Below are 13,890 nucleotides of genomic sequence, written 5' to 3'. Positions count from 1 at the left end.
CCCGGTGGGATCTGACCGAAGAGCAGGCGGAGGCTGTCCGCTCCCGTCTACTTCGACGAGACACCACCGAGCGTCGGTTCACCTTGGAAGTGGGCGACCAGGTCCTCCGACGTGATATTCACCGCGCATACGGAGGGCAGCAGCAGCAGGGAATCGTGACGCCGCGAGCGCTCCGTGAAATCTTCATCTTCACCGATCCGGCGAAGGGAGCTCGATACGGCTACGACCGGTTCGAGGGACTTCGCGAGGACGGGTCCTACTCCTACACGGGAGAAGGGCAGGTCGGTGACCAGGTTTTTCTTCGCGGCAACAGGGCTCTCCGGGACGCGGCACAGGATGGGCGGGTGCTTCGACTCTTCACGGTGCAGGGAACGAGCGTGACCTACATCGGTGCCTTCACGACGGGGACTCCGACCTACCGGTGGGAGATCATCCCGGACACCGAAGGGACGCAGCGACGCGGCATCATCTTCACTCTCCTGCCGCTTGCGGCGGACATCACTCGGCTGCCGACCTACGGTGGCACGCAGGAGTCCGCTGCCTCGCTCGGCGACTGGACGCCTCCCGAGCACTCCGACATCGTCATCGCGGGTGCGGATGTCAGCCCTCTCGATGACCGGGTCGTCTCCCGAATCGAGTTCGAGCTGCAGTCCGACTTTGGGCTCTGGCTGACCGAGAACGGCACGCCGCCCAGTCGTCTGACGCTCCCGGTCGGCAGCTCACGGGTCGAGCCGGACCTCTATGTCCGATCGAGCGGCTGGATTGTCGAAGCCAAGAAGTCGACCGCCCGGTCCTTCGTCCGCATGGCCATCGGGCAGGTGCTCGACTATGCCCATCTTGCGCAGCGCGAGGGCTACGCGGCAGTCCCCGTCATCCTGCTTCCCGGTCGCCCGGAAGCGGACATGCTGGATCTCATCCGCAGCCTCTCGATCATCACAGCGTTCAGGTCTGACGAGGGCTTCGACCTCATCGATCCGTAGAGGAAAGAAGCCGAACGGCCGGCAGATCGGGGTGGGCCCACTCCAGTCCGGGGAGTTCGCTCGGAAGGAGCCAGAGGAGTTGGTCGTGGTCGGTGCTCTCCGTGGGGCGTGGGCCACGAACCACGGCTCGGAAGCAGTGCAACCGAATGGTGAGAGTGCCGACCTCCGTTTCGTCTGACGTCAGCTTGGGGCCGACCTCGATCTCCACGCTCAGCTCCTCGCGGATCTCCCTCGCGAGGGCGACTTCAGCCGTTTCGCCAGGTTCTCTCTTGCCGCCGGGAAATTCCCAGAGCCCGCCAGCCGCCTTGTCCGCCCGCCGACGGCAGGCAAGAATACGGCCGCGATCGCTAATGACCGCCGCAACGACGTCGAGAGTGTCCACGTGTCCATCATGCCGACACCGGTGCGACAACCGCCCGTACGCGATGGCCGTGCGCACGCCCTCCCTCTTTGACGCCCCACCCACCCCCGTGTTACGTTCGCTCTCGGACATGTGACTGGTCGTGCAGGCAGGATCCGACGAAACGCGTAATGAGCGTCGTCGGGTCCTTTTTTTGTGCCCGGACGCCTCCTGACGCTCCGCCGGAGCACCGATGACGGTGCCGGAGGGGGGCGGGGACGGCGACGGACGGCCGGGCAGCACAGCGCAGGGAAGCGCGCGTCCCCACACACCCGGAGGAGTACCGATGAGTACCCAGGAGAGCGCGAAGGCGATCCTCGAGCACGTCGGCGGCGCCGCCAACGTGGCGAAGCTGCAGCACTGCTCGACCCGTCTGCGGTTCGCGCTGGCGGACGACGCGAAGGCCGACGTCGAGGCGTTGAAGGCGGTGCCCGGCGTGATCGGCGTCGTCACCGGCCCGCAGACGCAGGTCATCGTCGGCAGCGGCGTCAGCGAGATGTACGCGGCGGTCGAGAAGCTGCGCGGCGGCACCACCGCATCCGCGGAGCAGGCGAAGCAGCCGCGGTCCCTCAAGCGCCTCGGTGCGACGATCATGGACTTCGTGGTCAGCGTGTTCACGCCGATCATCCCGGCCATCGCGGGCGCCGGCATCTTCAAGTCGTTCCTCGTCCTCGCCTCGGCGCTGGGCTGGCTCGACCCGGCCTCCGACAACTTCAAGCTGCTGTCCGCCATCCCGGACGCGGTGTTCGGCTTCCTGCCGCTGCTCGTCGCGTACACGAGCGCGAAGAAGCTCGACGTGAACCGGCCGCTCGCGCTCGGGCTCGTCGGCGTCCTGGTCTTCCCGGCGTTCACGACGCTGCTCAACCAGGAGGGCGGCGTCGCGCTCTTCGGCATCCCGGTGCCGGTCATCGCCTACAACGCCCAGGTGTTCCCGGCCATCCTGGCCGTGCTGCTGCTCTCGGTCGTCGAGCGCTTCTTCACGAAGCACTCGTGGGGCCCGATCCGCACGTTCTACGTGCCGCTGATGTGCCTCGTGATCGTCGCCCCGGCCACGATCTTCCTGCTCGGCCCCCTCGGCTACTGGCTCGGCTCGATGCTCACCGGCGCGATGATCGGCCTCTACGGGGCGCTCGGCTGGGTGGCCGTCGCGCTGCTGGCCGGCGTGCTCCCGCTGATCATCTCGGTCGGCATGCACAAGGCGTTCATCCCGCCGACCATCGCGACGATGGCCAGCGCGGGCAAGGACACCTTCTACCTCGCCTCCTCGCTCGCCCACAACGCGGCGGAGGCGGGCTCCAGCCTCGCGATCGCCCTGCGCACCAAGAGCGCGACCCTCCGCGCCACCGCCTTCTCGGGCGGCCTCTCGGCCCTCTTCGGGATCACCGAGCCGGCGCTCTACGGCGTCACGCTGCAGAACAAGCGCGCCCTGGTCTCCGTCATCACGGGCAGCGTCGTCGGAGGCGCCTACATCGGCGCCACGCAGGTCGCCGCGTTCGCGCTGGTCAGCCCCGGCGTCGCCAGCATCTCGATGTTCATCGACGGGCTGAACCCCTGGAACCTGCTCAACGCCGTGATCGGCCTGCTGATCTCGGTCGCCGTCTCGTTCGTCGTCTCCTTCGTCATCTGGCGCGACGACGCCTCCGCCAGCGTCCAGGCGCTCGGCGACGTGGCGGCCGACGCCGGGAGCCCGCTCGCGCTGCAGGCGCCGCTCACCGGCTCCGTCATCCCCCTCTCGGAGGTGCCGGACCCCGTGTTCTCGGCCGGCGTGCTCGGCGAGGGGCTGGCGATCCGCCCCGCCGACGGAGCCGTCCGGGCGCCGTTCGCGGGCGAGGTCATCGCGCTGCTCTCCTCTCGCCACGCCGTGGGGCTCCGCCGCGCGGACGGCGTCGAGGTGCTCATCCACGTCGGCATCGACACGGTGCAGCTGGACGGCGCGCCGTTCGAGGCGCACGTCGCGGTCGGCGACCGGGTCGAGGCCGGGCAGCTGCTCCTCACCGCCGACCTGGCCGCGATCACCGCGGCCGGCTACGACACCACGACCCCGGTGCTCGTGACCAACTCCGCCGAGTACACCGTGCTCGTCGAGGCCGCCGAGCGGATCACCGCCGGCGACCGGATCATGACCGTGACGCAGAGAGAGAAGGAGCTCGCCGATGGCGCTTCCTGACGGATTCCGATGGGGCGGCGCCCTCGCCGCCAACCAGGTCGAGGGCGCGTGGCGCGAGGGCGGGCGCGGCCCGGCGGTCAGCGACGTCGCCTCCTACAAGCCGAAGGCGGACCCGAAGGAGTACGCGATCCACCACCGCAACACGGTGGAGAGCATCACGGCGGCGATGTCCGACGACGACACCGAGTACTACCCCAAGCGCCGCGGCATCGACTTCTACCGCCGCTACCCCGGCGACCTTGCGCTGTTCGCCGAAATGGGCTTCACCACCCTCCGCGTCTCGATCGCCTGGACCCGCCTCTACCCGACGGGGGAGGAGGCGGAGCCGCTCGAGGAGGGCATCGCCTACTACCTCGCCCTCTTCACCGAGATGCGGCGCCTCGGGATCGAGCCGCTGGTCACGCTCTCGCACTACGACCCGCCGCTCGCGCTCGCGCTGAAGCACAACGGCTGGGTCGACCGCCGCACGATCGGGCTGTTCGATCGCTTCGCCCGCACCTGCTTCGAGCGCTTCGGCCACCTCGTCGACATGTGGCTGACCTTCAACGAGATCGACGGCATCATCCGCCACCCGTTCACCTCGGGCGGGATCATCGAGGAGACCGTCGAGGGCAGCGTGGAGCAGGCCTGCTACACGGCTCTGCACCACCAGTTCGTCGCCTCCGCCTCGGTCACGAGGACGCTGAAGGAGCTGTGGCCCGAGTCGCGGATGGGCTGCATGCTCACGATGCTGACCACCTACCCCAACACCTGCCACCCCGACGACGTCGCGGCGACGCAGGCGAAGGAGCGGATGCTCTACCTCTGCACCGACGTCCAGGCGGGCGGCGCCTACCCGCGCCTGGCGCTGCGGGCGCTCGAGAGCCGCGGGGTCGAGATCCCGTTCGAGGCGGGCGACGTCGAGCTGCTGCGCGAGCACCCGGTCGACTTCATCTCGTTCAGCTACTACATGTCGATGACGGAGTCGGTCCGCCCCGACGCCGAGCGCACCCCCGGCAACACGGTCCTCGGCGTCAAGAACCCGTTCCTCGAGTCGAGCGAGTGGGGCTGGCAGATCGACCCCGTCGGGCTGCGGATCTCGCTGATCGACCTCTACGACCGCTACGGCAAGCCGCTGTTCATCGTCGAGAACGGGCTCGGTATGCGCGACGAGCTGACCGAGGACGGCCGGGTCCACGACCCGTACCGGATCGACTACTTCCGCGCGCACTTCGAGCAGATGATCCAGGCCGTGGACGAGGGCGTGGAGCTGCTCGGCTACGTGAGCTGGGCGCCGATCGACCTGATCAGCGCCTCCAGCTCGCAGATCTCGAAGCGCTACGGGTTCGTGTACGTCGACATGGACGACCTCGGCCACGGCAGCACCGAGCGCTACCGGAAGGACTCGTTCTTCTGGTACCAGAAGGTCATCGCCTCGAACGGCGCGGATCTGGGATGATCCTCCTCTGCCCGGAGGCGCCGTCCGGCTCTCCGGGCAGAGGCCCCGCCACCCCCACCCCAGCCCTGACGCGGCCGTCGACGGAGACACGCATGCAGACCATCAAGAAGGTGCTCAACTCGAGCGTCGTCCTCGTCGTCGACGAGCGCGGCGTCGAGCGCGTGCTCCTGGGCAGGGGGATCGGCTTCGGAGCGAAGGCCGGCGAGGCGATCGAGCCCTCGAGCGTCGACCAGGTGTTCGTGGCGCTGGACGACTCGGATCAGCGCAACCTCGTCGAGCTCCTGGCGCAGATCCCGCCGGAGTTCGTCGAGCTCACCCGCGCGGTCGTCGCCGACGCGGAGGAGCAGGGGCTGAAGCTCGACCCGCACGTGTACCTCGCGCTCACCGACCACCTGCACTTCGCGGTGGAGCGGCAGCGGCGCGGGCTCTCGGTCGCCAACCGGCTGGCCTGGGAGATGCGGACGGTCTACCCCGTGCAGTACGCGGTGGGGGAGCGGGCGGTCGAGCGGATGCGCGAGCGCCTGGACGTGGAGCTGCCCGCCGACGAGGCCGCGAACGTCGCGTTCCACCTCGCCAACGCGGAGCTCGGCAAGGTCGGGATCGACTCGCTCCGGATCGTGCAGCTCATCCGCTCGGTGACCGCGATCATCCAGCACTCCAGCGGAGCCGCGCTCGACCGCGACGACCTCCGTTCCGCCCGCTTCGTGGCGCACCTGCAGTACTTCGCCGAGCGCTTCTTCTCGGGCGGCCTGCTCGAGAGCGAGGACGACTTCCTCTTCACCAGCCTCAGCGCCCGCTACCCGCGCGCGATCGCCTCCGCCGAGCGCGTGCGCTCCTTCGTGGCGGCCGAGTACCAGGCCGCCCTGCCCAACGAGGAGGTCGCCTTCGTGGCCCTCCACATCGCGCGCGCCGCTCCGGAGTAGCGCGCTGACCCCGGAGAACCGCATGCACCGCACCACCCCCGCCCGCCCGACGACGCCCGCGAGCGAGCGCCCGTGAGCGGCACGATCCACCTCGTCCGCCACGCCGAGACCCTCTTCAACGTCGCCGGCCAGCTGCAGGGCTGGTGCGACTCGCCCCTGACCGAGCGCGGCGAGCGCCAGGCGGCGGCCCTCGGCGAGCGGATGCGCGAGGTGCCGCTCGTCGCGGCGTTCACGAGCGACCTCACCCGCACCCGCACCACGGCGGCGGCGGCGCTCGCCGGGCACCCGTCGCTCGAGGCCGAGCCGATGGTCGAGCTCCGCGAGTGGCACTTCGGCGCCTTCGAGGGGCAGCCGAACGCCTCGCTCTGGGAGCCGGTGTTCGCCGACCACGGCTACTCCTACGTGCCCTCCTCCGCCGACTGGCCGCGGATGACCGACGCCGGGCTCGACTCGGTGCTCGACGCGATCCACCGCCACGACCCCTCCGGCCGGGCCGACAGCGGTGCCACCGTCCGCGCCCGCGTGGAGGCCGCGATCGGGCGGTTCGTGCCGGCGGCCGAGCACGGGGACGTGCTGGTCGTGACGCACGGAGCGGTGCTGGGGAGCATCCTCCGCGCGCTCGACCCCGCGCACCGGCCGCAGCGGGGCTACCCGAACTGCGCGGTGGTGTCGGTGACGGACGGCGTCATCGGCGAGGTCGACGGGAGCTGCGCGACGGCCTGACCCCGCCCCGGGCCCGGCCGTCACTTCAGCGGGTCGTTGCCCCAGTTCATCAGGGAGTAGCGCCACTTCGTCTCGGTGACATCGCCCGAGGGACGCTGCTTCGCGTGCCGGTGCACGTAGCCGACGACCTTCGTCATGTGGGCGTAGTCGTCGTCGCTCAGGTCGGCCTGCTTCGTGCCGAGCAGCTCGACGATGCGGCGCCCGCTCTCGTGGCCGACGGACTCGCCGCCGCCCTCCGGCTTCTGGCCGACCTCCTTCGACTCGTCGGTGCCGAGCCATTCCTCGAGCTCCTTCGCGGTCATGTTCACGGCGTCGTGGAACTCGTCGCGGGTCGTCCGCTTCTCGTCGTCGGTGGGCATCGCGGGGCTCCTCGGGTCGGTCGGTGACCTCCAGCGGAGCGTGTCGGTGGGGGAGAGGTCAAGCCCCGTGCGCGGTTCCAGGGCGCGCGTAGCGTCGGAGGAGTCCGCACCAGCCGACCACCGCCGGCGTCCGCCGCCGCAGAGAAGAGGCCCACATGCCCTCCCGCAACACCCTCGTCCGCAGTCTCCACGACCTCGGAGCCGCCGCCTGGTTCGGCGGCTCGCTCATGGGCGCCGTCGGCCTGAACGGCGCCGCGTCCACCTCGTCCGACCCGGCGGAGCGCCTCCGCCTCTCCTCGAACGGCTGGGCCCGCTGGACCCCTGTGCAGCTCGCCGCGATCGCCGCCCACGGCGTCGGCGGCATCGGACTCGTCCTCGCCAACAAGACCCGCCTGGCCAACCAGCAGGAGAGCCGCACGAACACCGTCGTCAAGACCGTCGTGACCGGGCTCGCCGGTGCCGCCTCGGTGATCGCCGCGGTCGCCGGAGCGACGCAGGCCAAGCACGCCGACGAGGGCGCCCCCGGCGTGACCGAGGCGTCGGAGCACAACTCGCAGGAGCTGACCACGGCCCTCCGCGTGCAGAAGGTCACCCAGTGGGCCATCCCCGTGCTGACCGCCGTCATCATCGTCCTCGGCGCCCAGCAGGGCGAGCAGCAGCGCCCCGTGAAGGGCCTCTTCGAGACCACGGCGCGGATGTTCCGCAAGTAGTCCCCGCGCTCGCGCGCAGAACGTCGGCTGAGAGTGCCCGCCGTCCCCCGAGGGTGGAGGGCGGCTGCTCTCGGCCGACGTTCTGCGTGCGGGGTCCGGCTAGCGGCGCGAGGGCCGGCGGCGGACGGTCAGCGCGAGGGCTCCCGCGCCTCCCGTGATCAGCGCGAGGGCCAGGGCCGCCAGACCGGTCGTCCCCTCGGCGCCGGTGTGCGCGAGGGCGGCTCCGGGCCTCGGAGTCGAGGTCGGCGCCGGTGCGACCGGTGCCGTGCTCGGCGTCGCGGTCGGCTGCGGGCCCGGCGCCGTGGTCGGCGCAGTGGTGGGGGCCGAGGTCGGCGCCGTCGTCGGCTCCACCGGCGGGGCGGTCGGCGTGGCGGTCGGCTCGGGCGTCGGCTCGGTGACGGCGAGCTCCGGAGTGGAGGCCGGAGCCACGCGGTGCAGCGTCGCCTGCTCGTAGTCGTACGACATCGCCAGCAGCGACGCGTCGGCGCCGCGCGGAGCGGCCAGCTCGAGGCCTGCCGCCGCACCCGTGGAGGTGAAGCCCGCGGGGAGCGAGACGGTCGGCACGCCCGTGTTCGCTCCGACGTCGCAGAACGTCGTGCCCGCCCAGTCGGGGGTGGCCGAGGTGGCGCTCGTGGGCATCGCCAGAGCGTCGAGCTCGTGATCCTCGAAGTACTGGTCCATGGCGGCCTTGCCGGCGTCCTGCTCGGCGACGGCCGCGTCGTAGGCCGGGTTCGGCACGTCCTCGTTGCTGAGGAAGTAGTCGATGTCGCCCTGGGTCAGGGACGACTTCCCGTCGGCGATCACGTCTGAGAAGGTCAACGCGTCGGCCGGCTCGGTGAGCGCGTCGAGGCCCTCGGGCCAGGTCGCCTCCGTCGACGCGAAGAAGGAGTCGATGCTCGGCCGCATGTCGATCCATCCGCCGGGCTTGAGGGTGCCCGAGACGAACTCCCGGGTGAAGTCCGGCACCTCCACGACCTCGGCGCCCTGTGCGCGCAGGTCGGCCACCGCCGCGTCGACCAGAGCGGTGGTCTCGGCCAGACCCGGGCGGGCCGGGTCCTCCTCGTAGTCCCAGCGCACGTAGCCGATGCGCTTCCCCTCGAGTGCGGTGTCGCTCAGCCCCGCCACGAAGGAGTCGGAGTCGATGCTCTGCGCGATGACGGTCTGCGGGTCGGTCGGGTCGTACCCGGCCAGCACCTCCATCAGGAGGGCCGCGTCGGTGACGGTCGTCGTCATCGGTCCCGAGACGTCCTGGCGCAACGACAACGGCACGATGCCGGTGACGCTGGTGAGGCCCATGGTCGGCCGGTACCCGACGAGGCTCTGGTGCGCGCTCGGCCCGACGATCGAGCCGCAGGAGTCGGTCCCCAGCCCGGCTGGGGCGTAGCCGGCGGCGACCGCGGCTCCCGTGCCGCCGCTGGATCCGCTGGCGCTGTTCGCCTGGTTGTACGGGTTGTTCGTCCGCCCGCGCTCGGAGCTCAGCGTGTACGTGCCGTGCCACGCGAACTCCGCCATGTTCGTCTTGGCGAGGATGATCGCGCCGGCGTCGCGGAGACGCTGCACCGCGGTGGAGTCCAGAGCCGTCCGGTAGGTGTGCAGGGAGGCGCTGCCGGCGGTGGTCGGCATGTCGAAGGTCGCGTAGTTGTCCTTCACCAGGATCGGGACGCCGTGGAGAGGTCCGCGGATCGAGCCCGCGGCGCGCTCGGCGTCGAGGGCCGCGGCGGTGGCGAGGGCGTCGGGGTTGGCCAGGATCACGGCGGCGAGTCCGGGCTGGTCGCCGTAGGGGTCGTCGTAGGCCGCGATGCGGTCGAGGTAGCGCTGAGTCACGGCGACCGAGGTCGTCGCCCCCGACTCGAGGAGCGCGAGTGCGTCGGTGATGCTCAGGTCGACGACGGCGGGAGCCGGGGCGGCGTCCGCGACGGACGCAGCAGCGGAAGGGGCCGTCACCGCTGCTCCGAGCGCGAGCCCGGAGCAGACAGCTGCCGCGGCGGTGAGCCGGACGGCACGACTAAAAGAGGAGGGAGAGGGGGAGGGAGACAAGCGTGCACCTTCGGATCGAGTGGGAGGGAGCTTGGAACCTCCCCAGTATCTGAAGCGCTCATTGCGGCGCTGTTTCAGCGGAGTGACGATCGACGGCGCGGTCTCGCGCGTCAGGTCGTGAACCAGGGCGAGCGGCGCGTCGACGGCCTCGGGTCTCTCGGCATGCGCGTGATCGATCGCGTCCGAGCCGCCCGTCGACAACTCTCCGGAGCAGTTGACCGCCCTATCTCTACATAGGTAGCGTCGTCCGTGTGCAGCCACTCCCTCGCCTCACGTCCGCCACCGCGGACGTCCTCCGGACCCTCCTCGACGCCGACGGCCCGACCTGGGGCATGGTCGTGATCAAGGCCACCGGGCGACCGGCGGGCAGCGTCTATCCGATCCTGGAGCGGCTCGAGGGAGCGGGCTGGGTGGTCTCGGAGTGGGAGGCCGCGAGCGAGCGGAGCGGCCCGCGTCGCCGGCTCTACGAGCTGACCGCGGAGGGCGCCCCGGCAGCCCGGGCCGCCGTCGAGCGGATGCGGTCGACCGCGCGGACGGCGCCGCGAGCGGCGGAGGCGACCGCATGAGCGCGCTTCTGCGGCTCCTGTCGCTGCTGCTGCCCCCGCTCGCCCGCGAGCGCTACCTCGAGGAGTGGCGGGCCGACCTGGCCGGGGCCGCCGAGCTGGGACTGCCCCGGCGCGGCGTCGTCCTCGGAGCGCTCGCCCTGCTGGTGAGCGTCGACCGCGACCTGCCCGCGCACACCGGCGAAGCGCGGGGCACGCTCCCGCGCCGCCTCGCCCGCCGCGGACTCGCGCTCTTCGCCGCGGCCGCGCTGATGCTGAGCGGCATCGCGCTGACCGGCGGCGGGATCGTCCCCGAGCCGGGTGCCGCCTCCGACACCGCCCTGGCCGCCGTCGGCGTCGTGCAGACCGCGGTGCTCGTCGCCGCCGTCGCGGTCGCGGTCCTCGGCGCGGTCCACCTCCTCGGCGCTGCGGCGTCGGCCCGCACGGTGCTCGCGCGGATCTCCCTGGTCGCCGCCGTCGTCGGCCCGGTGCTCACCGCGGCCGGCCTCCTCCTCCCCGGACCCCTCGCCCTCGTCGGCCTGCCCGTCTCCCTCGCCGGACTCGTCTGCGGGGCGATCGTCCTCGGCGGCTCGCGGACCATCGCCCTCGCACCGCGGACGGCGACCCGCGCTCAGCGCCTCCCCGTCGCGCTCGCGGGCCTCGCGCTCGTGGCGGGCGTCACGGTGGTGGGCGCGGTGGATCTGCTGGTCTGGAATCCGCAGGCGAAGGTCCCCGGCGTCGCCCTGGCGGAGATCTACGCGACCATGTCCGAGCGCGACGGCTTCGAGTTCGGCTCCCACGCGATCTGGGTCACCGGGTGGGCCGCGTTCTGGACGGCCGCCGCGATCGTCGTGACGGTCGGCGCCCTGGTCGGCCGGAGGTCGCCGCTCACTCCGCGGCGGATCGCGGTGCTCATGCTCGCCCTGGTCGCCGGTGCCGTCGTCTTCCGCTTCTTCGCCGGGTTCGGCTTCGGGATGTCGGTCGCCGACACCTTCGTGACCTCCGGCGGCGACGGCTCCCTGGTCTCGGCGATCCTGCCGCCGCTCGGACAGCTCGCGCTCACCGGCGCCGCGATCGCGGTGGGCTGGGCGCCCCGGGTCGCCCGGCCGACGGCGGCCTCCGCGGCCTGACAGTGCTCGTGCCGGCGGAGACTTTCGCCCGGCCGGCCCGGGATCCGCGAGAACGGGACTGCCTGCCGACGTACTTCCCTTCCTTGTGAACACGAACGGCCCGTTCCGGCGCGGCCGAGCGCCCTCCGACCTACTCCAGGCGCCGCAGGAAGCGGGCCGGCTGGTCGAGGAAGCCGCGCCAGGTCCGCACCAGGTCGAGGTCGTCGTAGCGGCAGCGGCGCAGGCCCGCCTCGTCGAGCTCGTAGAGGTCGGCTCCGGGGAGGGCGGCGAGGATCGGCGAGTGCGTGGAGAGGACGACCTGCGAGCCGCCGGCGACCAGGTCGCGCAGCTGCCCGATCAGGGCGAGGCAGCCCGACACCGAGAGGGCCGACTCCGGCTCGTCGAGGAGCCACAGCCCGCTGATCCGGGAGCGGTTCGCCACGATGTCGAGGAACGACTCGCCGTGGCTCCGCTCGTGGTACCCGCCGTCGATCCCCACCTCCTCCAGGTAGCTGAAGAAGCCGTGCATCGTCTCGGCGCGGAGGAAGAAGCCGCGCTTGGACGCCCCGGCCCCGCGGACCAGCTGGAGGTGCTCGGCCAGGTCCGACTCCGAGGCGCGGGAGGAGTGCATCGCACCCGTGGATCCGCCCTCCGCGTTCAGCCCGTAGGCGAGGGCGACCGCCTCGAGCAGCGTCGACTTGCCCGAGCCGTTCTCGCCGGTGATCACCGTCACCTGGCCGAGATCCCAGCCCTCGGCCAGCACCTGCCGCACGGGCGCGAGCGTCGCGGGCCAGCGCGCGAGGTCGGCGGGGTGCTCGGGTCGGGCCTGCACGCGGCGCACCGGGAGGGTCGAGAACACCCGGTCAGTCAAGCAGGTCGACGCTCCAGCCGGCCTCGGCCAACGCGCGGGCCGTGTCGGCGCGGGGGGAGTAGGGGAGGTCGTCGGCGCCGACCACGCGGTAGTCGGTGTCGCCGGGGCCGACCCAGAGGACGGAGTCGGAGGGGCCGGCCCGGTGCAGCGCGGCGCGGACGGCGTCGGCCGGCTCCGCGATCTCGAGCACCTCGCAGCGCTCGACGCGGCGGGCGCCGTCGACCAGGGCGCGGCGGATCCGCGCGGGGTCCTCGAAGCGCGGGTGGTGGTCGGTGACGATCACCAGGTCGGCGCGCTCGGCGGCGGCTCGGCCCATCGGCGCGCGCTTGCTCGGGTCGCGGTCGCCGTCGGCGCCGAGGAGGACGAGCACGCGGCCGGGCGTCACCTCGCGGAGGGCGTCGACGGTGCGCGCGACCGAGTCGGGCGTGTGCGAGAAGTCGAGGAACACCCGCGGCCCGTCGGCACCGGACACGAGCAGCGTCCGCCCGGGAACGGTGACGTCGATCCCGGAGCCGACCGCCGCGGCCACCCGGTCGCGCGCCTGGCCCGCCTCGATCAGCATCACCAGCGCGAGGGCCGCGTTCGAGGCCATGTGGCGTCCGAGGAGCGGGACGGAGGTGATCGTCGACCAGCCGTCCCGGGCGGTGAGCCGGAAGCGGGTGCGGTCGACCGCGGTCTCGAGCACGTCGATCCTCCAGTCGGCTCCGTCCCCGGCCGAGAGCGTGACGACCGGGACGGAGGCCTCGCGGGCGACCCGGCGCCCCGCCTCCGTGTCGACGACCACGACGCCGCGGCGGCTCCGCTCGGGCGTGAACAGCCGCTGCTTGGCGCGGAGGTACTCGTCCAGGTCGCCGAAGTCGTCGAGGTGGTCGTGGCTGAGGTTGGTGAAGCCGGCGACGTCGAGCACGATCCCCTCGACCCGCGAGCGCACGAGCGCCTGGGCGCTGACCTCGATCGCCGCCGCCTCGACGCCGTCCTCCGCCATCCGGGCGAGGAGCGCGTGCAGCTCGGAGGCCTCGGGCGTGGTGAGGCGGCTGGCGACGACGTGGTCGGCGCTGCGGCGCTCGGCGGTGGAGCTCAGCCCGGAGACGACGCCCAGCTGCCGGAGCACCGCGTCGAGGAGGTGCACGGTGCTGGTCTTGCCGTTGGTGCCGGTCACGCCGAGGAGCACCGGTCCGCTCCTCGTGCCGTACACCTGCGCGGCGACCGGGCCGAGGGCGGCGCGGGGGTCGTCGCTGAGGAGGACGGGCAGTCCGGAGGCGCGGGCCTCGTCGAGCCCGCCCGCGTCGGTGAGCACGGCGACCGCTCCTGCCGCCGCAGCGTCGGCCGCGAACCGGGCCCCGTGGCTCCTCCCTCCGGGGAGCGCGGCGAAGAGGGCGCCGGGGCCCGCCTCGGTGTGCGCGACGGTCACCGCAGTGATGCGGACGTCGGAGCCGTCGCCGTGGAGGCGGAGCCGATCGCTCGCGAGGTCGGCGAGCGCGACACCGGCGGCGTGGAGCGGTTCGAGGAGCCGGAACACCGGCATGCGGGCCTCCTGCGGGGCGGGCGGGGCGGTGTCGCCGAGGGCCCGCGGGCGCCGCCGGGCGACCGGAGGGGGAGGGCCGAGTGGCCCATGCCTCAGCCTGCGCGCC

General features: G+C 72.3%; 13 protein-coding genes. 8 read left to right on the top strand and 5 right to left on the bottom strand.

All coding sequences use genetic code 11. The features are described 5' to 3' along the window. Positions 1–89 precede the first annotated feature (89 nt). On the top strand, positions 90–980 hold the full coding sequence (locus C5D50_RS00960) for a hypothetical protein (protein ID WP_258069517.1): 891 nt from the start codon (positions 90–92) through the stop codon (positions 978–980). Here C5D50_RS00960 and C5D50_RS00955 read toward each other — a convergent pair. Continuing rightward, positions 967–1,362: a (deoxy)nucleoside triphosphate pyrophosphohydrolase gene (locus tag C5D50_RS00955; protein WP_258069516.1), complete on the bottom strand. Its 396-nt coding sequence runs from the start codon at positions 1,360–1,362 to the stop codon at positions 967–969. The genes C5D50_RS00960 and C5D50_RS00955 overlap by 14 nt on opposite strands. A 304-nt stretch (positions 1,363–1,666) precedes the next feature. On the opposite strand from C5D50_RS00955, the gene C5D50_RS00950 reads away from it, so the two are divergent. The 4 genes from C5D50_RS00950 (at position 1,667) to C5D50_RS00935 (ending at position 6,631) form a co-directional block, all read left to right on the top strand. Next, positions 1,667–3,547 carry a beta-glucoside-specific PTS transporter subunit IIABC gene (locus C5D50_RS00950; protein WP_104282482.1) on the top strand — a complete coding sequence of 627 codons (1,881 nt, stop codon included), beginning with the start codon at positions 1,667–1,669 and terminating at the stop codon, positions 3,545–3,547. Beyond that, positions 3,534–4,985, top strand: coding sequence for a glycoside hydrolase family 1 protein (locus C5D50_RS00945; protein WP_104282481.1), 1,452 nt, complete (start codon positions 3,534–3,536; stop codon positions 4,983–4,985). The genes C5D50_RS00950 and C5D50_RS00945 overlap by 14 nt, the downstream gene beginning before the upstream one ends. Positions 4,986–5,077: 92 nt before the next feature. Then, positions 5,078–5,908 carry a PRD domain-containing protein gene (locus tag C5D50_RS00940; RefSeq protein ID WP_104282480.1) on the top strand — a complete coding sequence of 277 codons (831 nt, stop codon included), beginning with the start codon at positions 5,078–5,080 and terminating at the stop codon, positions 5,906–5,908. Positions 5,909–5,980: 72 nt separating this feature from the next. Next, positions 5,981–6,631, top strand: coding sequence for a histidine phosphatase family protein (locus C5D50_RS00935; protein WP_104282477.1), 651 nt, complete (start codon positions 5,981–5,983; stop codon positions 6,629–6,631). A 20-nt stretch (positions 6,632–6,651) separates the two neighbouring features. Here C5D50_RS00935 and C5D50_RS00930 read toward each other — a convergent pair whose 3' ends face one another. Continuing rightward, positions 6,652–6,990: a DUF3140 domain-containing protein gene (locus tag C5D50_RS00930; RefSeq protein ID WP_104282476.1), complete on the bottom strand. Its 339-nt coding sequence runs from the start codon at positions 6,988–6,990 to the stop codon at positions 6,652–6,654. Positions 6,991–7,145: 155 nt separating this feature from the next. Here C5D50_RS00930 and C5D50_RS00925 point away from each other — a divergent pair, with 155 nt between their 5' ends. After that, positions 7,146–7,700, top strand: coding sequence for a hypothetical protein (locus tag C5D50_RS00925; RefSeq protein WP_104225963.1), 555 nt, complete (start codon positions 7,146–7,148; stop codon positions 7,698–7,700). 99 nt (positions 7,701–7,799) lie between these two features. Here the strand turns inward: C5D50_RS00925 and C5D50_RS00920 are convergent, their stop codons facing one another. After that, a complete protein-coding gene (locus tag C5D50_RS00920) occupies positions 7,800–9,644 on the bottom strand; it encodes an amidase family protein (RefSeq protein WP_258069515.1) in 1,845 nt (614 codons plus the stop codon). A gap of 344 nt (positions 9,645–9,988) precedes the next feature. On the opposite strand from C5D50_RS00920, the gene C5D50_RS00915 reads away from it, so the two are divergent. Beyond that, positions 9,989–10,303 (top strand): PadR family transcriptional regulator, encoded by a 315-nt coding sequence (locus C5D50_RS00915; RefSeq protein WP_104249735.1) that lies wholly within the window; start codon positions 9,989–9,991, stop codon positions 10,301–10,303. Then, positions 10,300–11,409, top strand: coding sequence for a hypothetical protein (locus tag C5D50_RS00910; RefSeq protein ID WP_104282474.1), 1,110 nt, complete (start codon positions 10,300–10,302; stop codon positions 11,407–11,409). The genes C5D50_RS00915 and C5D50_RS00910 overlap by 4 nt, the downstream gene beginning before the upstream one ends. Positions 11,410–11,539: 130 nt before the next feature. Here the strand turns inward: C5D50_RS00910 and C5D50_RS00905 are convergent, their stop codons facing one another. After that, positions 11,540–12,247: an AAA family ATPase gene (locus C5D50_RS00905; protein WP_258069514.1), complete on the bottom strand. Its 708-nt coding sequence runs from the start codon at positions 12,245–12,247 to the stop codon at positions 11,540–11,542. A gap of 4 nt (positions 12,248–12,251) precedes the next feature. Further along, complete coding sequence (locus C5D50_RS00900; RefSeq protein WP_104282478.1) at positions 12,252–13,784, bottom strand: Mur ligase family protein; 1,533 nt, start codon at positions 13,782–13,784, stop codon at positions 12,252–12,254. Positions 13,785–13,890: the final 106 nt, after the last annotated feature.

It is taken from the genome of Rathayibacter sp. RFBD1 (assembly GCF_002932915.1).
Classification (GTDB): Bacteria; Actinomycetota; Actinomycetes; order Actinomycetales; family Microbacteriaceae; genus Rathayibacter.
Note: the sequence above shows the minus strand (reverse complement) of the source record. Positions and strands in the feature narration are given on the sequence as shown.

Bases quoted from the DNA above. Each gene is read 5' to 3' on its own strand.
- C5D50_RS00950 (WP_104282482.1), top strand. From the start codon at position 1,667: ATGAGTACCCAGGAGAGCGCGAAGGCGATCCTCGAGCACGTCGGCGGC.
- C5D50_RS00940 (WP_104282480.1), top strand. From the start codon at position 5,078: ATGCAGACCATCAAGAAGGTGCTCAACTCGAGCGTCGTCCTCGTCGTC.
- C5D50_RS00910 (WP_104282474.1), top strand. From the start codon at position 10,300: ATGAGCGCGCTTCTGCGGCTCCTGTCGCTGCTGCTGCCCCCGCTCGCC.
- C5D50_RS00945 (WP_104282481.1), top strand. From the start codon at position 3,534: ATGGCGCTTCCTGACGGATTCCGATGGGGCGGCGCCCTCGCCGCCAAC.
- C5D50_RS00900 (WP_104282478.1), bottom strand. From the start codon at position 13,784: ATGCCGGTGTTCCGGCTCCTCGAACCGCTCCACGCCGCCGGTGTCGCG.
- C5D50_RS00925 (WP_104225963.1), top strand. From the start codon at position 7,146: ATGCCCTCCCGCAACACCCTCGTCCGCAGTCTCCACGACCTCGGAGCC.
- C5D50_RS00930 (WP_104282476.1), bottom strand. From the start codon at position 6,990: ATGCCCACCGACGACGAGAAGCGGACGACCCGCGACGAGTTCCACGAC.